Below are 26496 nucleotides of genomic sequence, written 5' to 3' on the forward strand. Positions count from 1 at the left end.
AATAATAATCTATCCTAATGGCTCATGAAAACATTTTTCCGAAGTTTCAATAAAAGCTCGAGCCGCGAACGACTGGTATACATTTTTCTTCCAAATCACACCAAGGTTCAGTTTAATGGGATCCCCCGTCAATGGTACGGTCGTCAATGTCGGCTTGGGGATTTCATTTGCAACCTGACTAGGCAGAAGTCCGACCCCTAACTTGGCAGCAATCATTTCCAACATGAAGTCCTTTTGCGAACTTTCACAGACCACTTGTGGATAGAAGCCATTTTTCAAACATTCTTCAATGATCGAATCATGCAAGGAAAAGTCACTATGGTAAAAAACCATCCGCTCATGTTCTAATTCTGAAACGCCTATGTCTTGACGCTTACTAAGTGGATGGTCGTTATGGGCGACGAGTACTAAAGGGTCCTCCAGAAACTTCAGCATTTCAAAATGATCTTTTTGATGAGGAATATTACAGATGAAACCAACATCGAGGGAGCCATCCTCTATTCTCTGCTGTATTCGATTACTACCGACCTCGGTTAGACGCAAGTCCACGCCCGGATAACGCTCTTTGAATTGAGTGATTAATGAGGAAAAGAAAGCAGCTCCAATAATCGGTGGAATCCCAATTTTGATTACTCCTTTTTCCAGATTCATAATGTCTGAAAGTTCTGTTGTTAATTGATAGAAGGAATCCAGAACCTGTTTCGTGTTTGTAAGCACAGCTTTCCCAGCATCCGTTAATTGTAACTGTTTTGAGGAGCGGTAGAAGAGGGGGACGTCTAATTCTTCTTCCAAATGCTTGATGGCTTTACTCAAAGATGGTTGAGAGACGTGCAAATATGCGGCAGCTTTTGTGAAACTTAAACGTTTCGCCACCTCTGTGAAATATTGTAACTGCCGAATATCCATAGGGGACCCACCTTATAACTAAAATGCATATGGTTCATGCGAAATATGTATTTTTACAATTGATACTTGTATTATAAAATAAAAATCAAGAATTATCTATCAGTTAGAGGAGAGGTTTCACTATGGGGTATGAGCAAATGGGGAATTTGCGTGTGGATTCATTATTATTTGAATTTATTAACCGTGAGGCCCTTACAGATAGCGGCCTTACAGTTGAACAGTTTTGGGCTGATTTTGACCAGATTATCCAAGACTTTTCGGAAAAAAACGCAACTCTTCTCAAGAAACGAGAAACCATTCAACAACAAATCGATCAGTGGAACCGAGACCATCAAACGGGCTATTCTTTAGAGGAATATAAGTCTTTTTTATACGATATCGGTTATCTGGAAAAAGAAGTAGATGATTTTGAAATTACGACGGAAAATATAGACAGCGAAATCACTGCGCAAGCTGGACCGCAACTTGTCGTGCCGGTCAATAACGCCCGTTACGCTTTGAACGCTGCCAATGCACGATGGGGAAGTCTGTATGATGCCCTATATGGAAGTGATGTTATTCCGGAAGAAAACGGGGCCGAACAAGGCACGTCCTATAATCCTTTGCGAGGGGAGAAAGTCGTTGCTTATGCGAAACATTGGCTGGATGAAACCGTACCATTAATGGAAAGCTCTCATAGCGATGTGAAAGGATATCAAGTGGTGGACGGCGCTCTTCAAGTGGATCTAGGTGGAAAAACAGTAAGTCTGAGGGACCCTGGGTCATTTGTTGGCTATCAAGGGAATGACGAAAAGCCGGATGCGATTTTGCTAAAGAATAATGGCTTGCATTTTGAAATTCAAATCGATGCTGCAGATCCAATCGGCCAATCCGATACAGCAGGGGTTAAAGATATTCTTGTAGAATCTGCGGTCACCACGATTATTGATTGCGAAGATTCTGTAACGGCGGTTGATGCGGAAGATAAAGTCGAGGTTTATCGGAACTGGCTAGGGTTGATGAACGGTACCTTATCCACAACTTTTCAAAAAGGCGGAAAAACGGTGACGAGAACGCTGAACCCGGATCGTACGTATCGTACTCCAGACGGTGAAACCATATCGCTCCCAGGCCGATCTCTCATGTTCAATCGAAACGTCGGACACTTAATGACAAGCGATGCCATTACTGACAGAGATGGAAATCCTGTGCCTGAAGGAATTGTAGACGCGGTCGTGACAAGTTTAATCGCGAAACAGGACGTACTTGGAAACAGCAGCGTCCAAAATTCAACAGAGAAATCGATTTACATTGTGAAGCCGAAAATGCATGGGTCAGAGGAAGTTGCTTTTACCAATGAGCTGTTTGATCGGGTTGAGGATATGCTAGGTTTAGTACGTCATACAATTAAGGTTGGTGTCATGGATGAGGAAAGACGAACAACGCTGAACTTGAAAAACTGTATCCATGAAGCCAAAGAACGGATTATTTTCATTAATACGGGCTTTCTAGATCGTACGGGAGATGAAATTCATACTTCAATGGAGCTTAGTCCGATGATTCGTAAAAGTGAGATGAAAACCTCCAACTGGTTACACGCTTATGAAGATTCGAATGTTCGTACCGGGATAAATAGCGGGTTCAAAGGAAGGGCGCAAATTGGTAAAGGGATGTGGGCGATGCCGAACTTGATGAACGCTATGATGGAACAAAAAGGCGGGCAACTTAAGGCCGGGGCAAATACAGCTTGGGTTCCATCACCGACTGCGGCAACGCTGCACGCGCTCCACTACCATGATATCAATGTGTTCGATTTTCAAGATAAAATTACATTTGAGAATGACCCGGATAAAATGCTAGACATTCCTGTGGATCGAAAACAAGACTGGAGTCAAGAAGATATCCAAAAAGAACTGGACAACAATGCTCAAGGTATTCTCGGATATGTCGTTCGTTGGGTGGAGCAAGGAGTTGGTTGTTCAACGGTTCCTGATATTAACAATGTCGGCCTCATGGAAGATCGGGCAACGTTACGAATATCGAGTCAGCACATGACGAACTGGTTATATCATGGGATATGTACAGAGGAAGAAGTGCTTGACACGTTGAAGCGTATGGCGAAGGTTGTTGATGAGCAAAATGCCAATGATCCTGATTACCAACCGATGGCTCGAAATTTTGATGAATCCATAGCCTTCCAAGCCGGATGTGATCTTGTGTTTAAAGGAAGGGAGCAGCCAAGCGGTTATACCGAACCGATTTTACACCGCCGCCGCCAGGAAGCCAAGGCAAAACTGTCCGTACGATAAACAAAAACCAGTGCTGTTGGAATAATCCAAACATGCACTGGTTTTTGTTTTACGATTAAGTGGCGAGGTCTACTTGCGTCTCCGTTTCATAAGTTCCTTAATCGGGCTTTGCCATTCAATGGAAGCATAGGGGTAACGTTGTTCGATTTCTTTTTCGATAAACAAAAAGTCCTCGTATTGCAATCCCTCGAGTTTTTCCGTTCGTTTTGGAGCGAGGACGATTCTTACGACTTCAAACGCGTTTTCTGTAGAACCTACGTATTTTTCACCTTCAAACATGGCACCTTTATAGGTAATAAAAAAATTTTTGAGGGCATCTTCCATATGATCATGCATAAAAAAATCGTTTCTTTTGTGTGCGCTTTCCAATTGACGTAAAGGGTCGCGCATATAACGTATGCCTGTATAGACAAGAATGATTAGGGCGGCCAGAATCAACAACTGAAGTATCAAGGTCATTATTTCATCCCCTCACTTCATCCTTAAACTTATCATCATTTACGAAGGTATATCGTCGAAGGTTTCATCCATATCCTTTTATCATCATTATAGATCTTTACCCTTCTACGCGACAATGAAAACGGAAACGTTATGGATTGAGCAAGTGAAAAAATGAGCGTATACTGATAAGGAGATATAGTACATATTTAAATGGGTGAAGGAGGAATAATATTGGCACAATTGGACGCAACACAGGCCATGTTAAAAGATTTAACAGACGCATATGGCGTTCCGGGGAATGAACGGGGAGCACGAAATGTCATGAAGGAGCATATTACTCCATATGCAGACGAGGTGACGACCGATAATCTCGGCAGTTTGATCGCTAAAAAAGTAGGGAAAGAAAACGGACCAAAAATCATGGTTGCCGGTCATCTGGATGAAATTGGTCTAATGGTTACGCAAGTGGATGAGAATGGATTCTTGAAGTTTCAACCGCTTGGTGGCTGGTGGGAGCAGGTCATGCTTGCACAAAGGGTACACGTTCTCACGAATAAAGGCTATATCATGGGAGTTATTGGTTCAAAGCCTCCGCATATTCTCCCTGCTGACGAACGTAAAAAAATGGTAGAAAAGAAAGAAATGTTTATTGATATCGGTGCTTCCAGTAAGGAAGAGGCAGAAGAATTTGGCGTTCGTCCCGGTGATTCTGTCGTACCGGTTTGCGATTTTGAGGTCATGAATAATGAGAAATTAATGATGGCAAAAGCCTGGGATAATCGGATAGGCTGTGCCATTGCGATTGAAGTATTGCGGAAGTTAAAAGACCAAGCGCATCCGAATGTCGTTTATGGTGTCGGCACGGTGCAAGAAGAAGTGGGCTTGCGAGGGGCTCGCACATCAGCGCATGCGATCAAGCCGGATATTGGGTTTGCTGTTGATGTTGGAATCGCTGGTGATACACCAGGAGTGAACAAAGATCAGGCGCAGGCTGCCATTGGATCAGGCCCGCAAATTCTCGTTTATGATGCTTCCTTGATTTCGCACAAAGAATTACGTGAATTTGTTGTTGGAACAGCCGATCAGGAGGAAATTCCATATCAGTATGATATGATGTCCGCTGGAGGAACAGATGGAGGGGCGATTCATCTAACAGCAGATGGAGTACCTGCCCTTTCCATTGGTGTTCCAACCCGTTACATTCATACTCATGCTGGGATCTTACACCGTGATGATTTTGAGCATGCCGTCGAGTTAATTACAGCAGTGATTAAAAAGCTCGATGCGGAAACCGTCAAAGAAATCACGTATCAATAAAAAAACAAGGAGCCCACCAAAAAATGGGGCTCCTTCCCCTTTGCTATTGAACGCCTTGGGTAATTTGATCGATAATGTCTTGTCTCGCATCCTGATCCACTTCATTCCAATATACTTCGAACAATACACCTAAACCTGGCAACATTTTTTCTTCACCACTGCTAATGGCATCTGTAATGGTGTCCTCGATTTGTGAAGCGTCACTTCCAGACACATTATCCAAAATCGCGTGTCGCAAGTTTAAACCCATACGATTTCCTCCTTATGTGTAAACGTATCACCCTTTTAGGATTAGGAAACGGAACCCTTCTTATACATGGAATCTAGATTTCAAATGAGGTGTAATATTGATCACATCGGCAAACAACACTTTAATTAAAAAATTAAAAAAACTACATCAAAAAAAGCATCGTACCAAGGAGGGGCGTTTTCTAGTGGAGGGTATTCACCTTGTGGAAGAGGCACTCGCTGCGGATCTTCATGTGGAAATGCTTGTCAAAAGTGAAGACGCTCCTTGGCTGCCATTTGACATTGGAGCTCAGCGTGTAGTTGAGGTGAAGGCATCTATATTCGAGGCGCTCTCTGATACCGAATCTCCACAAGGATGGCTTGCTGTTTGTCTTATGAGTCAACAACCCAAAATGGGCAGTGGGAACGTTTTACTGATCGATGGGATACGGGATCCCGGTAATATGGGGACAATCATTCGAACGGCCGAAGCAGTAGGAATGTCAGGTATCTATGTAAGCCCTGACACGGTTGATGTGTATAACGGCAAGGTCATTCGTGCAACGCAAGGGGCACTTTTCCATATTCCCATTGTCGCTTATGACTTAGAAGATGCTATCCGTTCATTGATTGAAGAAGGCAAAGTGATTTACGGAACCAGTATGCACGCCGAAGCGTCTTATATGAAGGCGGCCCCCCGAGAGTCTTATGCGCTGCTTCTCGGCAATGAAGCAGAAGGGATATCGCCGCCATTATTAAGGATGGTTGACAAGACGGTTTCGATCCCGATAGTAGGAAATGCAGAATCATTAAACGTTGCTGTGGCGGCAGGGGTATTGATGTATGGATGGTTAAACCATGATTGAATGTGGAGGGATATGATGATTTTTTCAGCAACAGCCTTGAAAAATGAACATGTGCTCATTACAGGGGCTACAGGCGGGATCGGTTATGAAACGGCCAAAGTCATCGCGGCGATGGGAGCTCTAGTTACGATTACTGGCAGAAATGAAGACAAGCTCGAGTGTCTTCGAAAAGAGCTGGAAGAAGTGACAGAACCGGGAAATATCTACGTTCACGCCACAGATATTACTTCGGAACAGGCACGTTACAGGCTTGTGGAAGACGCAACGAATAAGCTCGGTTTCATCTCTGGCTTCGTCAATTCCGCAGGTGTGGCAGGAAATAAGAAAGTAGCGGATATGGAAGAGGAATTTTTGAATAAGCTCATGGAGTTGAATTATAACGCCGCTGTTATGCTTAGTAAACATGTGTATAACAAAATGATCGAGAAGCAAAGAGGGGCGATCGTGAATGTTTCATCCCTTTCAGGGTTACGGGGAACGTTTGCGAATACCTCCTATGCTGCGAGTAAATTTGCTCTGATTGGTTTCACGCAATCATTTGCTGTTGAAGCCATCGAGCAAGGGGTTCGGGTCAATGCGGTTTGTCCAGGGTTTGTAAATACGGAAATGGGGCAGCAAGCGATTGAAAGAAAGGCGAACCGAAACAACCGTACCTATGATGAGCAAATGGAAATCGTCAAAGCCGGACTCCCATCAAGTAGAATTACTGAACCGATAGAAGTTGCCAACACGATCGCCTATTTACTCACGGATGCAGCGGAAAATGTCGTTGGCGAAAGTGTCAAAATTTCCGGCGGTAGCGTGATGAGATAGGAGTTCTTCCGCTATAAATGAATGTTTACCGCAGCTCGTTATAGGGAAATAGCCTCAAATAAGAGAACATTCATAAGGAGGTTTTAACGATGGCAATGGCTGATATTTCTATCGTGCCGATTGTAGAAGATAAGAAAAATAGTTTAGGAGCAGAAGTGGCAGCTATTCATGAAGAGCTAGATAAGCATAAGGATAAGATTCGCTATGAACTTACCCCTATGAGTACTATAATTGAAGGAGATATTGATGACCTATTCCCAGTGATTCAAGCGCTTCACAAGGTCACGGTTGAGCGGGGATGGTCTAGAATCTCCACCGATATCCGTATCGACGACCGCAGAGACGGTAATGCTCATACGTTGGAAGAGAAGAAAGAACGTGTAAACCAATTTAAATCTTAAATGAAAAGGGGCGAATGAGTGATAAGCTTATTTGCCCTTTTTGGATTTTGAATCTGCCAACGATTTTTTACAGCTTAGAGGTTGTTAATGACTCCATCATCAACCATCATTTGATGATTTTTATCCCTCACGGTGGCTAAAAAGACCTCTTCTGGTTTCGTGTATCCTTGTTTTTGGAGTTCGTATCGTAACCATGATTCATCTCGATGAAGGAGTTTAAGGTTTTCATGTTGAATGATTCCTTCGACGATAACGACGATGGGAATACCAGCTTCTTCGACATCAAGATGTAAATCTCGAGGTGTAACGGGCTGGATTTCTTCCTTTGGAAGGATACTTAGATCTCCGAAAGGCTCAAGGATGGCGTACTGAATGCCTTGAACACTTGAATACCCTTTGCTTCTAAGATTAGAAAGCAACTCAAGTAACGAAAATCGACTTTTTTTTAAATTGGATTTGATGATTTGTCCATTTGATGAGAATGATCGGCTCCCCGATGACTAAGTGATGGAATTTGCGAAAGAGGCTTAATCTTGACAAGCATAGGTGAAGAATCCCTACAGTAATCACTCCGGCGATTGCTTGACCAATGGTATTGACTTCAATGGGTCCTGTGGAGACGATAACTAAAAAAAAGACGGCTACTAAGTCATGAGGGGTAATTTGTGAAAAAGCGGAATGACCGATCACTCGAATAATAATGATCGTTACTAGAAATAATAGAATAATTTCAACGATAAACACTAGGTATTCACCTCGAGATTACAAAAAGTCCTTATACAAGAGACCGAGCAGAAGGATTGAATAAACAATGAAAAAGAGATGCCATTGATGGAGTTCTAACCCAATTCGGACCATAATTCATAGAAATAATAGAGTTCTGGAGAAATGCTGCTTGTGTCTTCCTCCTTAATCCCTCCTTCGATTCTTGAAAGTGTTTCGCTTATCGCAAGCATGTCTTCCCGTTCAACACTATATTGGATGCGTTTTGATATCGTATCCCACGCCTGTTGAGCGTTCTGATGTTCCTCTGAAGCTTCTTCCCAATTTTCTTCTTCAATGAAATGTTCAATGTTCTGAACGTATGAAAAAAGGTCATCATGAGCCCCCATAGGCTCTTTAATCCAACTCCCTCCTGTCATTAGGACTACAGAGAGAATGAGAAACAACGATGGAACCGAAAAAAGCAAAAACTTTTTCATGATGGAATCCCCTTTTGACTACTTCTACCGGCCAAAAAATATTTTTGGCTCGTAATTGCTTCATGAGTTGGTCTTTCGTGATTCTGACCTTTTGTCAGTGCTCTTCCAATAGTTTTCCTTTTGATGTAATCACAACATGGTAAAATTCCCAATTTGTGTTCCCCAAAGATTCTGGGAATAACAAAAAAATACTGATGGCTCGCACGATGACAACCAGCGACTCTTGCATGTCCTTACCACCTTCTAAAAAAATGGGTATGATTAAGGTTTTCCTTGTTTTTCACCTTTTATGTATATCTGTGAATTTAAGAATAGAATCCCTGCAATTTGGCCTCCGGAAAGGATGGGGGAAGAGAGCTGAAGTGTGAATAAGGGGATCCTCACAAAGGAATGCTTTATGTTGATGTTTTCATGTTTGGCATTTCGCTAGAAAAGGAAAAGTATTTGAAAGAAATAAAAAGCAGGAAAGGAGAGACGGTCGATGGATCCAAGGAATATGCAAAAGGGAAGCACGCCTCGTCAGCGTCAAGACAAGCAGCCGGGGATTGAATCAAAAATGCAGCCACTGCCTGCACAGCCAACGGAGTATCAAGGCACAAACAAATTAAAAGGAAGAGCCTCCCTGATTACCGGTGGCGATAGCGGGATCGGACGGGCGGTAGCTATTGTTTATGCAAAAGAGGGGGCCGATGTTGCCATATCCTATTTAGATGAACATGAAGATGCGGAAGAAACGAAAAAAATGGTTGAGGCAGAAGGGGTGAGATGCTTACTTCTCCCTGGTGATATCCAAGAAGAATCACATTGCCAACACCTCGTTGAAAAAACGGTGGACGAGTTTGGCAAGATCAATATCCTCGTCAATAACGCCGCCATTCAATATATCCGTGAGGATATACTTGATATCTCTTCGGAGCAGTTTGAAGAAGTTTTTCGGACCAACTTCTTTTCCCAGTTTTATTTAACGAAAGCCGCTGTGAGACACATGCAATCAGGCGACTCCATAATTACTACTTCATCCATTAATGCATACCGCGGGAACCCAATTCTTATGGATTACTCGGCAACGAAAGGAGCAATCACTGCTTTTACTCGCAGCATAGCCCAAAACCTTGCCAGTAAAGGGATTCGTGCTAATTCAGTCGCGCCTGGTCCTGTATGGACACCACTTATCCCCTCTTCTTTTGATGAAGACGGCGTTGAAAACTTTGGGCAGGACACTCTTATGGAACGGACAGCCATCTGAACATGCGTGGCCTTACGTAATGCTCGCTTCAGATGAAGGATCTTATATGACCGGGCAGGCTATCCATATTAATGGCGGTGCATATACGTCATCTTAAACAAGGGTGATGCACAGGAACACACTCGTTGGGTTCTTGTGCTTTTTTGATGTTATAGAGGATGTTCAAAAAGTCCGGGAAAACTTCCTCGAAAAACTTCGTGAGAATGAGTGCTTTCGTGGTGCAAGCAGGGTGCTTGAAGCTTCGCTTTTTTGCACTCCAGAGCATAAGAAAATCTAGACTCCCTATTTTAGTGATAAGTTAACATTTTATAAAATTTCTCGGCTCTTTTTGAACACGCACATACACCGTCAATCCCCACCTCTTTTCAATAAGTATAGATGGTTGCAAAAAGCAAATAATAAAAACATCACTTGTATTTTGAGGGGGGTCACCTTTGAAAGATCATCACATTGAAGAACAATACGCAAAAACGTCTTGGCAAGCATCCATAGACTTACCGGCTTTTGAGCAATTAAATGAGGATTTACACGTGGATGTCGTGATTGTAGGCGGAGGGATTACGGGAATTACAGCTGCTTATTTGCTTGTACAAGCGGGCATGAAAGTAGCTTTATTAGAAGCGGGGAAACTGTTAAACGGAACGACGGGGCATACGACAGCGAAAATTACCGCTCAGCATGGATTAATTTATGATGAATTGATACATTTTGGCAAAAGTAAAGCAAGATTGTACTATGAAGCAAATACGGAAGCCATGAATTTCATTCAGAATACCATCGATCACTATCAGATCAATTGTGATTTTAGCAGACAGGATGCTTATATTTACGCCACAACCCATCAATATCGAAAGAAAATTGAAAAGGAAGCAGAAGCCTATGAACAACTGAATATTGAAGGGGATCTCGTTCATGATCTCCCATTTAATATTGATGTCGAAAATGCACTAGTAATGAAAAATCAGGCCCAGTTTCATCCGCTGAAATACTTGGCTCACCTTGTAAAAGTCATTACCGATAAAGGTGGACTTATATTTGAACACACCGTTGCTGAACATGTAGAAAGAGGCGAAGAAGCCACCGTCCTCACCCGTGGTGGCCCGCGCGTGACCGGTGGGCATATTCTTTCCTGTTCACATTTCCCTTTTTATGAAGGGGTTGGATTTTATTTTACGAGAATGTATGCAGATCGTTCTTATGTCGTCGCCGCAAAAACGAAATCTGAATATCCGGGTGGTATGTATTTAAGTGTGGATCAGCCTAGTCGCTCTCTACGCTCTATGGTCATCGATGGTGAGGAAAGGGTACTTATCACTGGCGAGAGTCATAAAACAGGGCAGGGGGGGGACACGCTTAAGCATTACCAGGCATTAGAGACATTTGGAGAGGACGTTCTTGGCATTGACAAACTCATTACTCGTTGGTCTACACAGGATTTAACGACTATTGATAAACTTCCTTATATCGGCCCCCTTACATCTTGGCCTTCGCAGCAAAATATTCTCGTAGCGACTGGTTACCGAAAATGGGGGATGACCAATGGAACAGCTGCTGCTCAATTACTCGCCAAGCTTGTATTGAAAAAGAAAAGCCGGTTCGAAGACGTGTTTACGCCATCCCGATTTTATGCAGATCCAAGTTTGAAGAAATTTTTCCAGGAAAACCTTAATGTCGCTAAACATTTAATTGAGGGAAAAACGGATACTACACACAAGGAGATCAACGATTTATCCGAAGATGAGGGGGCAGTCGTTCGGATTGATGGAAAACGAAAAGGGGCTTATAAAGATAAAGAAGGAGAGCTTCATGTCGTTGATACTACCTGTACGCACATGGGGTGTGAAGTGAACTGGAACGACGGCGATCGAACCTGGGATTGCCCTTGTCACGGGTCCCGGTTTTCATATACGGGTGAAGTGGTGGAAGGTCCTGCAGAAAAACCCTTACAGAAGGTGGACCATAATATGTTGGAAAGCTTTATAGGGGAGAAGTCGGGTTATTAAGAAAGGAGAGGGCTTGCAACCGCCCTTCAAACATCATATACTAGATTCAAATGAGATGATAAGTAAAAAACCATGATAGAGAGTAGTACTTGGAATACCAGCGGCCAGGAAGGGGGAGTCATGGATTGGAAGCTCCCCTGCGTGAGGATCCTTGGAATTCACTCTGGAGTTGACACTGAAATCAAAGTGTACCGGATCGCAATCCGTTATTTGCATGAGAAGTGAACGGCTCTTGCCGTTAATAAGGGTGGTACCGCGAGGCCTTCGTCCCTTTTGGGGCGGGGGTTTTTTTATTGCTCGAAAAAAGGAGGAGTAACGATGATTGAACGATTACAGGAACTTGAAGCTGAAGGGCTAGCCGCTGTCCGTGCAAGCGAGAACAAGAAATCGCTTGAACAAGTTCGGGTTCAATTTCTTGGAAAAAAAGGCGCGATTACGGAAGTGCTTCGCGGGATGGGTCAACTGTCCAAAGAAGAACGGCCGACAGTTGGTCAGAAAGCTAATGAAGTACGGGAGAGTATTCAAACTGCCATTGCTGAGAAAACACGGGTTTTTGAAGAAGAAGAACTTGAACAAAGGCTTGAAAAGGAAGAAATCGATGTTACGTTGCCGGGCCGCCCCGTTCAGCAGGGGTCTACACATCCGCTGACAGCTGTCGTTGAAGAAATCGAGGATATTTTTATCGGGCTTGGCTTTAGTATCACGGAAGGGCCGGAAGTAGAGCTTGATTATTTTAACTTTGAGATGATTAATCTGCCGCCCAATCACCCAGCCCGGGATATGCAGGATTCATTCTACATCAGTGAAGATACGTTACTGCGTACGCAAACTTCGCCAGTTCAGGCGCGGACATTGCAAAAACACCAAGGCAAGGGTCCGGTAAGAATTATTTGCCCTGGAAAGGTGTATCGCCGTGATGAGGACGATGCTACCCATTCCCATCAATTTATGCAGATTGAAGGGCTTTACGTCGACCAAAACGTACGAATGAGTGACCTCAAAGGAATCTTTGATACGTTTGTCAAACAGTATTTTGGCGAAGATCGGGAGATCCGCTTGCGTCCAAGCTTTTTCCCTTTTACAGAACCATCTGCGGAGATCGACGTGACGTGTGGGATTTGCGCGGGAGAGGGATGCAGAATTTGTAAATTCAGCGGCTGGATTGAAGTGTTAGGTTCCGGGATGGTGCACCCGCGTGTTTTGGAATTAAATGGTTTTGATCCCGAGGTCTATAGCGGCTTCGCTTTTGGCATGGGTGTAGAACGCTTCGCTATGCTGAAATATGGTATTGATGATATTCGCCACTTTTACACGAATGACACTCGTTTTCTATCGCAATTTCAACACTTATAAAAAGATGAAATGCTGGGTTGGCTCCTTAGCTCTCGTTGGTGATCCTAAAGCCTCGGCTCTTTTACAATAAACAAACGGAAAGATACGACATGAAAATCTATGAATGAAGGAAGGTGAAACGAGATGCTCGTTTCCTATCAGTGGTTGGCTGATTATATTGATTTGTCCGATGTGACACCTGAGGAAGTGGCAGAATACCTCACGCGAGGGGGGGTAGAAGTTGATCGGCTCCATCGTTATCATAACGGGATCGAAGGGGTCGTTGTTGGCGAAGTATTAGAAACGTCTCCTCATCCAGAGGCAGAGAAATTAACGGTGTGCCAAGTGGATGTAGGGGAGAACACCAATCAAATTATCTGCGGTGCAAACAATGTAACAAAGGGACAAAAGGTTGTTGTTGCCCTTCCCGGTACAATCCTCCCGGGGGAAAAGAACATTACAGAGACAACGATCCGCGGTGAAACTTCTGCAGGAATGATCTGCGCACTCGATGAATTAGGTTTTAGTGAGCGTATGCTTGCCAAATCTGAGCAGGATAAAATTGTTGAACTGCCAAATGATACGGTACCGGGGAGCGATGCCCTAGAGATTCTTGGGCTCAATGATGTGATCATGGAATTGGATTTAACCCCTAACCGTCCCGATTGTTTAAATATGCTTGGGGTGGCTTATGAGCTATCAGCTTTGCTGGATCGTCCGATCCACCTCCCTGAGAATGAACACGGAGTCATCAGAAAAAATGCTGCAGATCATATAACAGTTGAAGTCACAAATGGAGAAGATGTTCCTTATTATGGAGCGAAAGTCATTGATGAAGTAACGGTAGCCCCCTCGCCTTTATGGTTACAAACACGCCTAATGGCAGCTGGTATTCGTCCGATCAATAACATTGTGGATATTACAAACTATGTATTGTTGGAGTATGGTCAGCCGCTCCATGCATTTGATTATGATCGTTTTGGTTCAGATCAAATTGTCACCCGCCGGGCAAAACAGAATGAAACGATACGGACATTGGATGGGCAGGAACGTACACTTTTCGAGCAGGATGTGTTGATTACAAATGGCGAGGAACCTGTTGCGATGGCCGGTGTAATGGGCGGTGCTTTTTCAGAAGTACAGTCCAATACAAGGACGGTATTGTTAGAAACGGCACAATTTGATGCATTGCGCGTGCGGCAAACATCAAAGGAGCATGGTTTACGTAGCGAAGCGAGTCAGCGTTTTGAAAAAGGCTTGGATTTTGAGCGAATACCAGAAGCGGCTGAACGGGCAGCGACTTTGATGGAACAAATTACTGGCGGGGTTGTTTTAAAAGGAACGGTCGAATCTGGTGAATTGCCAGCGTTTGAGCAAGAAGTTTATTTAAATCTGGGGCGTCTTAACGTACGTCTAGGGACAGAACTTGGCGTTTACGAAGTAGAGACGATCCTAATCCGTCTTGGATTAGAGGTCACTGATATTGGTGAGGAGTGGCGGGTCCGAATCCCTTCCCGTCGTATGGATATAACCATTGAAGAAGATTTGATCGAGGAGGTTGCTCGTCTTTACGGCTATGACCATATTCCGACGACGTTACCTACCGGGGCTCGCTCGGCTGGTGCACTAACGGACGAACAAAAGAGACGTCGCAAAATCCGGCGTTATCTTGAGAGTACAGGAATGCAAGAAGCAATTACTTACTCCCTCACAAGCGCCCAAAAAGCAGATGAGTTTCTCATCAATGATCATGACCAGGGTATTCGCGTGCTTATGCCGATGAGTGAGGAGCGCGAGGTGTTAAGGAGAAGCCTGATTCCCCATCTTCTTGACGCCACCTTGCATAACTTGAATCGGCAATTAGCTAACGTTGCCTTATTTGAAGTGGGTACTGTTTTCTTTCCAACTGCTGATGAAAATAAGCAGCCTGAAGAACGTTTACACATTGGAGGAACATTGAGTGGACAGTGGTACCACTATGCCTGGAATGGTGAAGAGGTCCCTGTGGATTTCTATGTTGTAAAAGGAATTGTCGAAGGAATGCTGCAGCAGGCGGGAAAAGAGCAGAAGGCGAAATTCCGTGCCCGTAAACGAGACGGGATGCATCCGGGACGCACTGCCGATGTGATCATGGACGGTGAGGTTGTTGGTTTTCTTGGTCAGCTTCACCCAGCTATTCAGGAGGAGCGGGGACTGGCACCTACATTCGTTTTTGAATTAAATGCGGCAACCGTATTTACAGTTAATAATGAAGAACTTCGTTATCAACCCCTTCCTCGATTCCCATCGATTCGAAGAGATATGGCTGTTGTCGCCGATGCAAATATTGCCGCAGCTGAGATTGAATCAGTAATTTCTGAAGCGGCAGGAAAGTGGCTTGAGGATATTCACCTTTTTGACGTCTACGAAGGGGAAAATATCGAAGAAGGGAAGAAGTCACTGGCATATTCGTTACTATTCCTTAATCGTGAGCGTACACTTAAGGATGAGGAAATCGCAAATATTCATGAAGACATTGTAGCTGCATTAAAAACACGTCTAGGCGCGACACTGCGCCACTAAAGTCACGAGCACCCATTTCAAGTCAAAAATGGGTGCTTTTATTATAGAGGATGTTCAAAAAGTCCGGGAAAACTTCCTCGAAAAAGAAAATCACTTTTTCTTCGTGCGAGGTAACCCTTACGAAGCAACCAGCTGGCGCTTTTCTCCTCGGAAAAGAACTCCCCTTTCCTTCGTGAGGAGGGAATGCTTTCATGGTGCAAGCAGGATGCTCGAGACGGGCTTCCTTGCACTCCAGAGCATAAGCCGCTAAGCGAACCTTTTCTAAAACTTCTCGGCTCTTTTTGTCTCCTTTTTGAACACGCACTTATAGCGCCCCTTTTTGATTTTCAATAGTCATGGAATCTGTTATGATGAAGTATAAAATAGGGTTAGTATGTTCGCTTTACATAAATTAAGGGAGGCGCTCACAGGTGGCGGAAGATCAGAAAAAAAAACGAACGACTGTGTCGATTTATGGAAATAAATATACAGTGATCAGTGATGAGTCGCAAGAGCATGTCAATGAGGTATCAGCTTATGTGGATGCAAAAATGAGGGAAATGAAAGGCGTGAATCCATACCTTGATACGAGGCGGCTTGCTGTACTTACGGCTGTTAATATCGCAGACGAATATATAAAAAAACAACAAGAAATAAACACCGAAGAAGAGGATTAATATGTTGAGTTTATTTATAGTGCTTATTTTTTTAGCTAACTTATTTGTTGGGTCACGACGGGGATTTGTTCTGCAGTTCTTTCACCTTATCAGTTTCTTTGGGGCGCTTATCGTCGCCTTTTTATTCTTTAATCCCGTTGCTGAATATTTACGTTTATGGGTGCCTTATCCGAACTTTTTAGACGGAAACAATGGAGACATGTTTATATCGGCGTTCAATTTTGAGTCTGTATATTATAACGGCATTGCCTTTGCCATTCTTTTTTTCGCTACGCGTATTTTATTGCATATAATCGCTTCGATGTTAGACTTTGTCAGCCATTTGCCCATTCTGCGTACTGTCAATCGCTTGTTGGGTGCTGTCCTTGGTTTAGTCGAAGCTTATTTAATTGTGTTTGTCCTGCTGATTGTTGCCTCTTTCTTACCCTTTGCGACAGTCCAGGAAATGATTGCCAACTCTACAATTGCGAGGTTTATGATTGAGTACACTCCGTTTTTGTCACAGTGGTTGCAAGAACTATTGTCATAGGGAGGTGCGGAGCTCTTGGATAAAAAAGAAGTGATGCAAACGTTAGAGACGATTGCCATTTACCAGGAAATATCCGGGGAAAACCCTTTTAAAATTGCGGCTTACCGTAAAGCTGCCCAAGCGCTTGAACGAGAAGCGCGCACCCTTAGTGAAATCAATGACCCCGGGGAGTTGAACGGGATCGGAAAAGGGACTGCTGCAGTTATTGAATCCCTTCGTGATACAGGTAGAACCGAAGTGCTGGAAGACCTAAAAGCAAAGGTCCCAGCAGGCTTGCCTGTCCTTTTACAATTGCCGGGTTTAGGAGGAAAAAAAATAGGTAAGCTTCATCATGAGCTCGGAGTTACGGATGCCGATTCGTTAAAACGGGTCTGTGAAGAGAAACAAGTACGTGAATTGGCAGGTTTCGGCGCTAAAACAGAGGAGAAAATATTAGAAGCGCTGAGTACAGCGAATGAACGCCCTGAACGTTTACCGGTTGCTTTTATGTTGCAAGTAGCTGCTGAAATCGAGAAAGAACTTGAGCAGTTTACGGATACCATTCGCTTTGGACGGGCGGGCAGTTTACGACGTCTGAAGGAAACCATCCGTGATCTTGATTATGTAATTGCAAGTCGGGATCCGGAGTCTGTTCAAGCACAGCTCAAAAATCTGCCGGATATTAGTGAGATCATAGCCGATGGCGAAAAGAAGGTTTCCTTGCAGCTGGATAAAGGCTATTCTGTCAATGTTGATTTCAGGATTGTTGCAGATGAAGCGTTTGCGACGGCTCTCCATCATTTTACTGGTTCCAAGGATCACCATCTGCTGATGAGAAGGATTGCGAAGGAGCAAGGAGAGAAGATTAATGAATACGGTGTGGAAAATATAGATACAGGAGAAATCATCACATTTAAAGATGAAAAAGAATTCTTTGCCCATTTTGGTTTATACGAAATTCCATCGGAAGCCCGAGAAGGGACGATTGAAACAAGTTGGTTTAAGGAAAGGGATGACAATATAGACCTTAAACTTATACGCGGCGACCTCCATATGCATACCGTTTGGAGTGATGGGGCGAACTCGATCGAGGATATGGCAAAAGCAGCCATCGAGCGTGGTTACGAGTATATCGCCATCACCGATCATTCACGCTATTTGCAAGTCGCTAATGGCTTAAGTGAAGAGCGTGTACTTCGTCAGCAAGAGGAGCTCCGAAATGTCAACGAAAAGCTGAATGATATTCATCTATTTTCGGGTATTGAAATGGATATCCGCCCAGACGGAACCCTTGATTATTCAGACAAAACCCTAGAGCAGATCGATTTTGTCATTGCTTCGGTTCATTCCGGTTTTTCTCAAACAGAAAGGCAAATACGCTCGCGCATAAACGCAGCCCTAGAAAATCCTTATGTGAATCTGATTGCCCATCCGACCGGTCGCCTAATTGGCAAGCGGAATGGGTATGCTGTGGATATGGACTGGTTATTCAAGAGAGCGGCAGAAACAGGAACAGCGTTAGAGTTGAATGCCAACCCTCATCGTTTAGATTTGTCAGCAGGTGTGCTGAAACGCGCGGTCGACCAAGGCGCGACGATAGCGATCAACACGGATGCGCACCGAGCAGAAGGTCTGGCGCAAATGGTGTTTGGGGTAGGAGCAGCGAAGAAAGCATTTCTTCTCACCGATCAAGTGATGAACGCTTGGTCAAAGGAAGAGATCAAGAATTATGTTAAAAGAAAACGAATGTCGCTAGAAAAATGAGGTGCCAGCTATGCAAGAGGATATGCTTCGCACATTAGAATACAGGAAAATGAAAAGCCAACTGGCCGATCATGTGGCCTGCGAACTTGGCAAAGATAAAGTGAAAGACCTTGTTCCCCATACAGAAATGACTGATGTGGCCAACGCTCTGGAGGAAACGAGAGAAGGAGAACAGGTTCTTCGTTTTCGTGGACATGCTCCCTTGGGCGGAGTGCATGATGTTCGCGCAGAAATCAAGCGTGCTCAGGTTGGAAGTGTCCTTGATGCCCAGACGTTTACAGATATCGGTGATACGATTCGCGCAGGTCATCAACTAACAACGTTTATTGAGCAATTACTTGAAGAGGAAGAAGTACTTTCTCTTTCTCTTTTACGTACCTATGTGAATAATATTTGGCCATTAAAGGAATTGGAGCGTACGATTCGTCAGACGGTGGGTGATGACGGATATGTTCTTGACCATGCGAGTTCTGCCCTTCGTACAGCAAGGCAGCAAATGCGTACGTTCGAGTCATCCATTCGCTCAAAATTGGAGCAGATTCTCCGTTCCAAGGATGCTGAAACAAAACTTTCAGATCGTGTAGTAACCATTCGTAATGAACGCTACGTTATTCCGGTAAAGCAAGCGTACCGAAACGCGTTTGGAGGAATTGTCCATGATCAATCCTCTTCAGGTCAAACTCTTTTTATAGAACCACAATCAGTCGTAACGGCCAATAATCAGCTTCGTGAGGCGAGGCTGAAAGAAAGACAGGAGATTGAAAGAATCCTCCGTGAACTAACCGAAAAGGTAGCGGCTGAGGATGAGGCTTTATTAGAAAATATGGAAATTCTTGCCCAGCTGGATTTTATTTTTGCCAAGGCACGGTACGCGCAAAAAATGAAGGGTGTCCAACCAAAATTGAATGATCGTCAGTATGTACATTTCCCGCAAGCAAGGCATCCGTTATTGAACGCTGAAGATGTCGTTCCCATCGACATTACGATTGGCGGTGATTATCAATCGCTTGTCATTACCGGTCCGAACACGGGCGGGAAAACCGTGGCGTTAAAAACGACGGGACTATTTACCCTGATGGCTCAATCAGGGTTGTTTTTGCCGGCATCGGAAAAAGCAGAAGCCACAGTTTTTAAGAATGTTTATGCTGATATTGGTGATGAACAGTCTATTGAACAAAGCCTGAGTACGTTTTCTTCCCATATGACGAACATCGTTTCCATATTGCAAGAAGTAGACGAACAAAGCCTTGTGTTATTCGATGAATTAGGAGCCGGAACAGATCCAGCTGAAGGAGCGGCGCTTGCCGTTTCCATCCTTGATGAAGTGCACGAAAGAGGTGCACGTACAGTAGCTACTACTCACTATACAGAGTTGAAAGGCTACGCCTATAACCGTCGAGGCGTCATGAATGCAAGCGTAGAGTTTGATGTTGATTCCTTAAGCCCAACCTATCGTTTACTCACCGGTGTTCCTGGACGGAGTAATGCTTTTGCTATATCCCGTCGTCTCGGTCTATCTGAGACGATTATTGAAGCTGCAGAGAACGAATTATCTACTGATACGAAGCAGGCTGAGCAAATGATTACGTCATTAGAAGAACGTTATCAACAGGCCGAGGAGGCGGAGAAAGAAGCTGTAGAAACACGTCAGCAAGCGGAAAAGCTTCATCGTGAGCTAAGGCAAGCATTTACTGATCTACAAAATCAAAAACAAGCAATTTATGAAGAAGCAGAACAAAAAGCGGCTACTGAAGTGGATAAGGCGAGGAACGAAGCCGAGGAAATCGTTGCTGATTTACGACGTCTACAACAAGAAGGCCACGAAGTTAAAGAGCATGAACTTATTGAAGCAAGAAAAGGTCTCGAAGAAGCCGCTCCGCAATTAACAAAAAAGCAGAAACAAGTAAAAAGGAAGGCACAGCGAGCGCAAAGCTATGCCCCAGGTGAAGAAGTGTTCGTCCCAAGATTTAATCAAAAGGGCCAAGTGATTGAGGAGTCAGGCAAGGGCGAATACAACGTGCAGGTTGGGATCATGAAAATGAATCTTAAAAGCGAAGATATGGAAAAAACAGAGCAGCCAAAGGCTGAAAAACCTCAGAGAACACTCACTCGTGTAAGTGGAAATCAGGCAGGCGTCAAACCGGAATTAGACTTGCGTGGTGAACGTTACGAAAATGCAATGGCACGAGTGGAAAAATACCTTGATGAGGCAGTTCTTGCTGGCTATGCGCGTGTCCATATTATTCATGGAAAAGGCACTGGAGCGCTTCGAAAAGGGGTCAAGGAACTGCTGAAAAAACACCCAAGTGTAAAAGGAACACGTGATGGCGGCATGAACGAGGGCGGCATCGGAAATACAGTTGTGGATCTAAAATAGTTTTGGCGAAAACGTGCGGAGGAGGGGCATCGCGCCTCTCCTTTATTTTCCCTAGGAGGCTGATGGGCTTGGATACATTGTGGAAAGTTTTGATTACATGTGGGGTCGGTTTTTTCATCGTAGGTATTATTTATTTAGTGATTGCCCTGTAAGAGGCTGTTCAAAGGCCGGGACAAAATCCTTAAGACAAATGTTGAAAGCTGCGTCTTCTGTGAACGACTCGGCTCTTTGTGCACTTCACTATGTTTATCGATAAGAGACGGGCATGGTTGCTAATTGATCGCCTTGACAAAAAATGTTTCTATAATTTTTTTAATAAAATAGTCTTAAAATATTTATTATTGGTAGCGTTTGCATTATGATAAAGGTGGGTCGGATTAATAAGTCATCGAAGGAGGAAGTTTTATGGTGAATCAAGAAGCACCGGCTTGGCTGCAAAATTATCCGTCAGAAGTATCAGCATCTTATCAATACTCGAAAAGACCTCTGGCTGATTTCTTAAAAGAGTCTGCTGAAGAATATCCTGAAAAAAAGGCAATTCACTTCATGGGAAGGGATATGACCTATCAGGAGTTGTATGACTACTCAAAACAATTTGCAAATGCACTAAAATCTCATGGTGTTGAAAAAGGTGACCGCGTGGCTATAATGCTTGCCAACACTCCGCAATCAGTGATCAGCTATTATGGAGCGTTGCTTGCAGGTGGAATTGTTGTACAGACAAATCCTTTGTTTGTGGAACGGGAAATTGAACAACAAATGATCGATTCCGGAGCGAAAGTGCTCGTCTGTTTAGACATGGTGTTTCCCCGTGTCCAAAAGATTCGTAACAATACGAAACTTGAGCATGTTTTTGTCACCGGCATCAAGGATTTTTTGCCATTCCCTAAAAACAAGATTTATCCATTCATTCAAAAGAAAAATACAGGTATGAAAATTGAAGTAAGCTATGATCATATGACACATCACTGGAAGGAATCAGTGGAAAGGGCAAGCAAGGAATGGGAAGACGTAAAGATTGATTCGAGAGAAGACCTGGCGTTAATTCAATATACAGGAGGGACAACGGGCACTCCTAAAGGAGTCATGCTTACGCATTATAACCTAGTGGTGAATACTGAGCAATGCATTAAATGGATGTATCAGGCGGAGAAAGGCAATGAACGTATTTTAGCAGCTTTACCTTTTTTCCATGTTTATGGAATGACGACGGCAATGAACCTTTCCATCATGCACGCCGCTGAATTGGTGATCGTGCCAAAATTTGATGCAAAACAAGTGTTAAAAACGATTGAAAAGAAGAAAGTTACCTTATTCCCCGGAGCACCAACGATGTATATCGCGATCACAAATCACCCTGATCTTGAAAAGCATGATTTGTCCTCGATTAAAGCTTGTTTGAGTGGTGCAGCTCCGCTTCCAAAAGAGGTGCAGGGCACATTCGAAAGAAAAACGGGTGGTAAGCTTGTGGAAGGTTATGGGTTAACCGAAACGTCCCCCGTGGCAGCTTCTAATCCAATTTGGGAAGTTCGGAAACATGGAAGCATTGGTATGCCATGGCCGGATACGGAGATGGCGATTTTAGATCAGGAAAACGGCACGTTTGCGGATATAAACGAAGTTGGTGAGATCGCCATTCGAGGTCCGCAAGTCATGCAAGGCTATTGGCAGAAAGAAGAGGAGACAAAAGCGGTTTTTCAAGAAGATTGGTTTAAGAGCGGGGATATGGGGTATCAAGATGAAAATGGGTACTTTTATATCGTTGACCGTAAGAAAGATATGATCATTGCAGGCGGATTTAACATCTATCCAAGAGAAATAGAAGAAGTGCTTTACGAACATGAAGCGATTCTGGAAGCAGCAGTAATTGGAGTTCCCGACCCTTATCGTGGTGAAACCGTGAAGGCATTCGTCGTTTTTAAAGAGGGGCAGGAACTTAGTGAAAAGGAGCTTGAAAAGTTTTGCCGAACCAAGTTGGCAGCCTACAAAATTCCTCGTGTGTTTGAAACGAGAAAGGAATTGCCGAAAACGCTCGTCGGCAAAGTTTTAAGACGAGTACTCGTTGAAGAAGAGATGTCTAAAACAGCCGAAGATGATGAGATGAAAAAGCAAGGGTAGGCTGAAACGTTCGGTAGATCAGTTTGAGCGCTGGTACATCGAACTGATTTACCATTCTTAAAAAATTCGCGAGGGATCCCTCATTTGACAGATGTTTGTAATTCAGATATACTGAATGAGTAATCATTCATTAAAGTTTCAGACGAAGTATAAGTAAGGAGAAGCCGATGATGGCACTGGATAAAAAGAACTCGCAAAAGTACCAATTAATTATTGATGCGGCTGTCCGTGTGATTGCAAGGCATGGGTATCATCATGCACAAGTCTCAAAGATTGCAAAGGAAGCGGGCGTTGCAGACGGAACGATTTACTTATATTTTAAGAATAAGGAAGATATTCTCGTCTCGTTGTTCCGTATGAAAATGGGGGCATTTATCTCGACGATTAAGGAGCGCATGTCGACGTGCTCTAATGCACAAGAAAAGTTACAACAAATTGTCGAGATGCATTTTCGGCAATTCTCTGACCAACCGGACTTAAGTGTCGTTATGCAGTTGGAAATGCGTCAATCAGCAAGGGATTTACGTATCCAAATCAATGAGGTTCTTAAAATGTATGTTCATTTAATGGAAGATGTCTTACAAACAGGGAAAGAAGAAGGGGTTTTTCATAAAGATCTAGATGAAAAGCTCGGTCGGCAGATGCTTTTTGGTACTCTTGATGAAATGGTCACAAATTGGGTGATGAAAGAGCGGAAATATGATTTGAAGGCGCTTTCGCGTCCGGTATATGAAATGTTGTATGCCGGGTTTAGAAACCATTTATGAATTCTAGGACAAGGAGGCTGGTGAAATGATTCATAAAAAACAAGAAGGAGTCATTGCCTGGCTTACAATTGATCGCCCCCCGGCGAACGCGTTGTCTCAAGCTTTGTTGGACGATTTAGACACAGCCCTCACTGAACTTAAAACCGATCGAAGTGTGAAAGTTGTTGTAATTCGTGGAGAAGGAAAATTTTTCGTAGCTGGTGCTGATATTAAAGAGTTTTCCTCTCTTCCGTCGGGAGAAGAGTTTTCACGGTTTTCCAAGAAAGGGCAAGCCATTTTTAATCTAATGGAAGATTATCCTAAACCAATCATCGCTGCTATGCATGGTGCTGCATTAGGGGGAGGCTTAGAGCTTGCCCTGGGATGTCATATACGGCTAGCGACCACAGATGCAAAGCTGGGCCTCCCTGAAGCGAATTTGGGAATTATCCCGGCCTATGGTGGGACACAGCGATTACCGCAAGTGGTCGGAAGCAATAAAGCTATGGAAATGATGTTGACTGGTGAGCCCATCAGCGGTGAAGAAGCTTATCGGTTCGGGTTAGTCAACGCGGTTGCTGAAGATGAAGCTGGTTTACGAAAACAAGCAGAACGATTAGCCAAATCCGTTGCTTCTAAAAGTATCAATAGTATAGAAGCTATTCTTGAACTCGTTCCTTTAGCCAGGGAAGCCAGCCGGGATCATGGGCTTGAGCGAGAGGCAGCACTATCTGGTAAGGTATTTGATACTGTTGATCGCCAAGAAGGGGTTCAGGCATTTATCGACAAACGGAAACCCGAGTTTAAAGACCAGTAATTTTTTACACTACTAAGAATGATAGGGATCCTGTATGATGTATGAAAAGACTTAAATTTTCGCTATTTGCGAAGATCCAGTCTTTCTAAATAGTGAGAAGGAGGAAAGGGACTTATGAATATCTATGTCGTTATGAAACGAACATTTGATACCGAGGAAAAAGTAGAGATTAATGATGGAATCATTGACGAAGAAGGCGCTGAATTTGTCATCAATCCTTATGATGAATACGCCATCGAAGAAGCGATTGTTCTTAAGGAAGCTCATGGAGGCGAAATCACAGTCGTGACCGTCGGTAATGAAGACGCGGAAAAGGAATTGCGGACCGCGTTGGCGATGGGGGCTGACCAAGCAGTATTGCTCGACACCGAAGACTTGGATGGCGAGATCGATCACTATACCATCTCTGAAATGCTCAGTGCCTTTTTCCAGGATAAAGAGTATGACATTATCCTGGGTGGGAATGTGGCGGTTGATGATGGTGCAGGCCAAGTTGCTCCCCGCCTTGCTGAAAAATTAGAAATTAATCAATTGACAACGATCACAAAACTGGATATCGATGGTGAAAGTGCATACATTGAACGGGATGTTGAGGGTGACGTTGAAATCGTTGAAGCTAATCTCCCCTTACTCGTGACTTGCCAGCAAGGACTAAACGAACCACGTTACCCATCGCTCCCTGGGATTATGAAAGCGAAAAAGAAGCCATTAGAAACATTGGATCTTGATGATCTTGATTTGGATGAAGATGATTTGGAAGCTAAAACAAGAACCGTTGATCGATTCCTTCCGCCAGAGAAAGATGCTGGCAAGAGATTAGAAGGTGAACCCCATGAGCAGGTTCAAGAGCTGATGAGCTTACTGAAAAACGAAGCGAAAGTCATATAAGGAGGAGTTGCCAATGGCTGAAAAAGTATTAGTGCTCGCTGAAGTTCGTGATGGCGAATTAAGAAATGTCAGTTTTGAAACAATCGCGGCAGGACGAAAAATCGCCGGGGACAACGAAGTTGTAGCGTTATTATGCGGTGATCAAGTCAGCGATTTCTCGGAAAGATTGATCCATCATGGTGCGGACCGTGTTTTGCTTGCTGAGCATAGCGATTTGAAAAATTATACGACGGATGCTTATAAACAAGTGATTTTACAAGTGCTCGATGAAGAGTCTCCGGATGCACTTTTAATCCCGCATACATCACCGGGAAAGGATGTGGCACCACGAATCGCTGCAAAATTAAATTCCGGTATGGTTTCTGATGCTGTCGATCTTGAGGTTGCTGGAGATGAAGTGATTTTCACCCGGCCCATTTATTCGGGAAAGGCTTTTGAAAAACAAAGTGTCACAAGCGGCCTACTTTTTGCAACATTGAGACCAAATAACATTCAACCTTTAGAAGAAGATCCAAGCCGGAGCGGGGAAACAAGCCAGGTTTCTGTGGAACTAAAAGATTTACGGACCGTTGTAAAAGAAGTAGTGAAGAAGACAAGCGGCGGTGTGGACCTAGCGGAAGCGAATGTCATTATTGCTGGAGGCCGTGGAGTTAAGAGCGAGGAAGGATTTAAGCCGCTCTATGAATTAGCAGATGTTCTTGGTGGTGCCGTCGGTGCTTCCCGAGGAGCATGTGATGCAGAGTATTGCGATTATTCCTTGCAAATTGGTCAAACCGGTAAAGTTGTTACTCCAGATCTTTACATTGCAGTTGGCATTTCCGGGGCTATCCAGCATTTGGCAGGTATGTCGAACTCCAAGGTTATCGTAGCGATTAACAAAGATGCTGAAGCGCCGATTTTCGATGTCGCGGATTACAGCCTCACTGGTGATCTTTTTGATATTGTACCGCTACTTACTGAGGAATTTAAGAAAGAAATGGCCGGTGCATAATTTATAAACAGGGGACAGCAGCTACC

At 43.8% G+C, this 26496-nt stretch carries 24 protein-coding genes, 1 pseudogene and 1 other annotated feature; of the genes and pseudogenes, 18 read left to right on the forward strand and 7 right to left on the reverse strand.

Annotated elements, in window-relative coordinates; all coding sequences use genetic code 11:
- Positions 1-9: 9 nt before the first annotated feature.
- Positions 10-906, reverse strand: coding sequence for a LysR family transcriptional regulator (locus HNR44_RS01110; RefSeq protein WP_184402289.1), 897 nt, complete (start codon positions 904-906; stop codon positions 10-12).
- Positions 907-1028: 122 nt separating this feature from the next.
- On the opposite strand from HNR44_RS01110, the gene HNR44_RS01115 reads away from it, so the two are divergent.
- Positions 1029-3194, forward strand: a complete 2166-nt coding sequence (locus tag HNR44_RS01115) for a malate synthase G (RefSeq protein WP_184402290.1) — start codon at positions 1029-1031, stop codon at positions 3192-3194.
- Positions 3195-3263: 69 nt separating this feature from the next.
- Here the strand turns inward: HNR44_RS01115 and HNR44_RS01120 are convergent, their stop codons facing one another.
- Positions 3264-3653: a sigma-w pathway protein ysdB gene (locus HNR44_RS01120; protein WP_184402291.1), complete on the reverse strand. Its 390-nt coding sequence runs from the start codon at positions 3651-3653 to the stop codon at positions 3264-3266.
- A gap of 213 nt (positions 3654-3866) precedes the next feature.
- On the opposite strand from HNR44_RS01120, the gene HNR44_RS01125 reads away from it, so the two are divergent.
- Positions 3867-4952 carry a M42 family metallopeptidase gene (locus HNR44_RS01125; RefSeq protein ID WP_184402292.1) on the forward strand — a complete coding sequence of 362 codons (1086 nt, stop codon included), beginning with the start codon at positions 3867-3869 and terminating at the stop codon, positions 4950-4952.
- A gap of 43 nt (positions 4953-4995) precedes the next feature.
- Here the strand turns inward: HNR44_RS01125 and sspI are convergent, their stop codons facing one another.
- Positions 4996-5202 (reverse strand): small acid-soluble spore protein SspI, encoded by a 207-nt coding sequence (gene sspI / locus HNR44_RS01130; protein WP_184402293.1) that lies wholly within the window; start codon positions 5200-5202, stop codon positions 4996-4998.
- A gap of 97 nt (positions 5203-5299) precedes the next feature.
- On the opposite strand from sspI, the gene HNR44_RS01135 reads away from it, so the two are divergent.
- The 3 genes from HNR44_RS01135 (at position 5300) to HNR44_RS01145 (ending at position 7260) form a co-directional block, all read left to right on the forward strand.
- The gene (locus HNR44_RS01135; RefSeq protein WP_281381329.1) at positions 5300-6046 is read left to right on the forward strand and encodes a TrmH family RNA methyltransferase; all 747 of its coding nucleotides are present in this window, start codon (positions 5300-5302) and stop codon (positions 6044-6046) included.
- A gap of 12 nt (positions 6047-6058) precedes the next feature.
- The gene (locus HNR44_RS01140) at positions 6059-6859 is read left to right on the forward strand and encodes an SDR family NAD(P)-dependent oxidoreductase (RefSeq protein WP_184402295.1); all 801 of its coding nucleotides are present in this window, start codon (positions 6059-6061) and stop codon (positions 6857-6859) included.
- An 89-nt stretch (positions 6860-6948) separates the two neighbouring features.
- The gene (locus HNR44_RS01145; protein ID WP_184402296.1) at positions 6949-7260 is read left to right on the forward strand and encodes an MTH1187 family thiamine-binding protein; all 312 of its coding nucleotides are present in this window, start codon (positions 6949-6951) and stop codon (positions 7258-7260) included.
- A 74-nt stretch (positions 7261-7334) separates the two neighbouring features.
- On the opposite strand, the gene HNR44_RS01150 is transcribed toward HNR44_RS01145, so the two are convergent.
- From HNR44_RS01150 to HNR44_RS17790, 4 genes are all read right to left on the reverse strand, one after another.
- Complete coding sequence (locus HNR44_RS01150) at positions 7335-7679, reverse strand: DUF421 domain-containing protein (RefSeq protein ID WP_246406903.1); 345 nt, start codon at positions 7677-7679, stop codon at positions 7335-7337.
- Position 7680: 1 nt separating this feature from the next.
- Positions 7681-8004, reverse strand: a complete 324-nt coding sequence (locus HNR44_RS17490) for a DUF421 domain-containing protein (RefSeq protein ID WP_221434187.1) — start codon at positions 8002-8004, stop codon at positions 7681-7683.
- Between the two features lie 95 nt (positions 8005-8099).
- Positions 8100-8462, reverse strand: coding sequence for a DUF4363 family protein (locus HNR44_RS01155; RefSeq protein ID WP_184402297.1), 363 nt, complete (start codon positions 8460-8462; stop codon positions 8100-8102).
- A 94-nt stretch (positions 8463-8556) separates the two neighbouring features.
- Positions 8557-8691 carry a hypothetical protein gene (locus tag HNR44_RS17790; RefSeq protein WP_281381330.1) on the reverse strand — a complete coding sequence of 45 codons (135 nt, stop codon included), beginning with the start codon at positions 8689-8691 and terminating at the stop codon, positions 8557-8559.
- 252 nt (positions 8692-8943) lie between these two features.
- Here HNR44_RS17790 and HNR44_RS01160 point away from each other — a divergent pair.
- From HNR44_RS01160 to HNR44_RS01220, 13 genes and pseudogenes are all read left to right on the forward strand, one after another.
- A pseudogene (locus tag HNR44_RS01160) lies at positions 8944-9805 on the forward strand (SDR family oxidoreductase).
- A gap of 337 nt (positions 9806-10142) precedes the next feature.
- Positions 10143-11711, forward strand: a complete 1569-nt coding sequence (locus tag HNR44_RS01165) for an FAD-dependent oxidoreductase (RefSeq protein ID WP_184402298.1) — start codon at positions 10143-10145, stop codon at positions 11709-11711.
- A 63-nt stretch (positions 11712-11774) separates the two neighbouring features.
- Positions 11775-11986 (forward strand) — a binding site (T-box leader).
- A 43-nt stretch (positions 11987-12029) separates the two neighbouring features.
- A complete protein-coding gene (gene pheS / locus HNR44_RS01170) occupies positions 12030-13064 on the forward strand; it encodes a phenylalanine--tRNA ligase subunit alpha (protein WP_184402299.1) in 1035 nt (344 codons plus the stop codon).
- A 123-nt stretch (positions 13065-13187) separates the two neighbouring features.
- Positions 13188-15605, forward strand: coding sequence for a phenylalanine--tRNA ligase subunit beta (pheT, locus tag HNR44_RS01175; RefSeq protein ID WP_184402300.1), 2418 nt, complete (start codon positions 13188-13190; stop codon positions 15603-15605).
- Positions 15606-16015: 410 nt separating this feature from the next.
- On the forward strand, positions 16016-16261 hold the full coding sequence (zapA, locus tag HNR44_RS01180; protein WP_184402301.1) for a cell division protein ZapA: 246 nt from the start codon (positions 16016-16018) through the stop codon (positions 16259-16261).
- Between the two features lies 1 nt (position 16262).
- Positions 16263-16790 carry a CvpA family protein gene (locus HNR44_RS01185; protein WP_184402302.1) on the forward strand — a complete coding sequence of 176 codons (528 nt, stop codon included), beginning with the start codon at positions 16263-16265 and terminating at the stop codon, positions 16788-16790.
- Between the two features lie 15 nt (positions 16791-16805).
- Positions 16806-18533 (forward strand): DNA polymerase/3'-5' exonuclease PolX, encoded by a 1728-nt coding sequence (gene polX / locus HNR44_RS01190; protein ID WP_281381331.1) that lies wholly within the window; start codon positions 16806-16808, stop codon positions 18531-18533.
- A gap of 10 nt (positions 18534-18543) precedes the next feature.
- The gene (locus tag HNR44_RS01195; protein ID WP_184402303.1) at positions 18544-20910 is read left to right on the forward strand and encodes an endonuclease MutS2; all 2367 of its coding nucleotides are present in this window, start codon (positions 18544-18546) and stop codon (positions 20908-20910) included.
- Positions 20911-21315: 405 nt separating this feature from the next.
- Entirely contained in the window at positions 21316-23028 is a 1713-nt protein-coding gene (locus HNR44_RS01200; RefSeq protein ID WP_184402304.1) for a long-chain-fatty-acid--CoA ligase, read from the forward strand.
- 167 nt (positions 23029-23195) lie between these two features.
- Positions 23196-23795 carry a fatty acid metabolism transcriptional regulator FadR gene (gene fadR / locus HNR44_RS01205; protein WP_281381332.1) on the forward strand — a complete coding sequence of 200 codons (600 nt, stop codon included), beginning with the start codon at positions 23196-23198 and terminating at the stop codon, positions 23793-23795.
- Positions 23796-23820: 25 nt separating this feature from the next.
- A complete protein-coding gene (locus HNR44_RS01210) occupies positions 23821-24591 on the forward strand; it encodes an enoyl-CoA hydratase (RefSeq protein ID WP_184402305.1) in 771 nt (256 codons plus the stop codon).
- Positions 24592-24705: 114 nt separating this feature from the next.
- Entirely contained in the window at positions 24706-25479 is a 774-nt protein-coding gene (locus tag HNR44_RS01215) for an electron transfer flavoprotein subunit beta/FixA family protein (RefSeq protein ID WP_184402306.1), read from the forward strand.
- A 13-nt stretch (positions 25480-25492) separates the two neighbouring features.
- Entirely contained in the window at positions 25493-26470 is a 978-nt protein-coding gene (locus tag HNR44_RS01220) for an electron transfer flavoprotein subunit alpha/FixB family protein (protein WP_184402307.1), read from the forward strand.
- Positions 26471-26496 lie beyond the last annotated feature (26 nt).

The sequence above is a fragment of the Geomicrobium halophilum genome, from assembly GCF_014207655.1.
Taxonomy (GTDB): Bacteria; Bacillota; Bacilli; order Bacillales; family Marinococcaceae; genus Geomicrobium; species Geomicrobium halophilum.

Excerpts from the sequence above, each read along its gene's own strand:
- pheS (WP_184402299.1), top strand. The coding sequence starts at position 12,030 with ATGATTGAACGATTACAGGAACTTGAAGCTGAAGGGCTAGCCGCTGTC.
- HNR44_RS01195 (WP_184402303.1), top strand. The coding sequence starts at position 18,544 with ATGCAAGAGGATATGCTTCGCACATTAGAATACAGGAAAATGAAAAGC.
- HNR44_RS01220 (WP_184402307.1), top strand. The coding sequence starts at position 25,493 with ATGGCTGAAAAAGTATTAGTGCTCGCTGAAGTTCGTGATGGCGAATTA.
- HNR44_RS01185 (WP_184402302.1), top strand. The coding sequence starts at position 16,263 with ATGTTGAGTTTATTTATAGTGCTTATTTTTTTAGCTAACTTATTTGTT.
- HNR44_RS01200 (WP_184402304.1), top strand. The coding sequence starts at position 21,316 with ATGGTGAATCAAGAAGCACCGGCTTGGCTGCAAAATTATCCGTCAGAA.
- pheT (WP_184402300.1), top strand. The coding sequence starts at position 13,188 with ATGCTCGTTTCCTATCAGTGGTTGGCTGATTATATTGATTTGTCCGAT.
- HNR44_RS01145 (WP_184402296.1), top strand. The coding sequence starts at position 6,949 with ATGGCAATGGCTGATATTTCTATCGTGCCGATTGTAGAAGATAAGAAA.
- HNR44_RS01215 (WP_184402306.1), top strand. The coding sequence starts at position 24,706 with ATGAATATCTATGTCGTTATGAAACGAACATTTGATACCGAGGAAAAA.
- HNR44_RS17790 (WP_281381330.1), bottom strand. The coding sequence starts at position 8,691 with ATGCAAGAGTCGCTGGTTGTCATCGTGCGAGCCATCAGTATTTTTTTG.
- HNR44_RS01210 (WP_184402305.1), top strand. The coding sequence starts at position 23,821 with ATGATTCATAAAAAACAAGAAGGAGTCATTGCCTGGCTTACAATTGAT.
- HNR44_RS01120 (WP_184402291.1), bottom strand. The coding sequence starts at position 3,653 with ATGACCTTGATACTTCAGTTGTTGATTCTGGCCGCCCTAATCATTCTT.
- HNR44_RS01140 (WP_184402295.1), top strand. The coding sequence starts at position 6,059 with ATGATGATTTTTTCAGCAACAGCCTTGAAAAATGAACATGTGCTCATT.
- HNR44_RS01155 (WP_184402297.1), bottom strand. The coding sequence starts at position 8,462 with ATGAAAAAGTTTTTGCTTTTTTCGGTTCCATCGTTGTTTCTCATTCTC.
- fadR (WP_281381332.1), top strand. The coding sequence starts at position 23,196 with ATGATGGCACTGGATAAAAAGAACTCGCAAAAGTACCAATTAATTATT.
- HNR44_RS01115 (WP_184402290.1), top strand. The coding sequence starts at position 1,029 with ATGGGGTATGAGCAAATGGGGAATTTGCGTGTGGATTCATTATTATTT.
- sspI (WP_184402293.1), bottom strand. The coding sequence starts at position 5,202 with ATGGGTTTAAACTTGCGACACGCGATTTTGGATAATGTGTCTGGAAGT.
- HNR44_RS01110 (WP_184402289.1), bottom strand. The coding sequence starts at position 906 with ATGGATATTCGGCAGTTACAATATTTCACAGAGGTGGCGAAACGTTTA.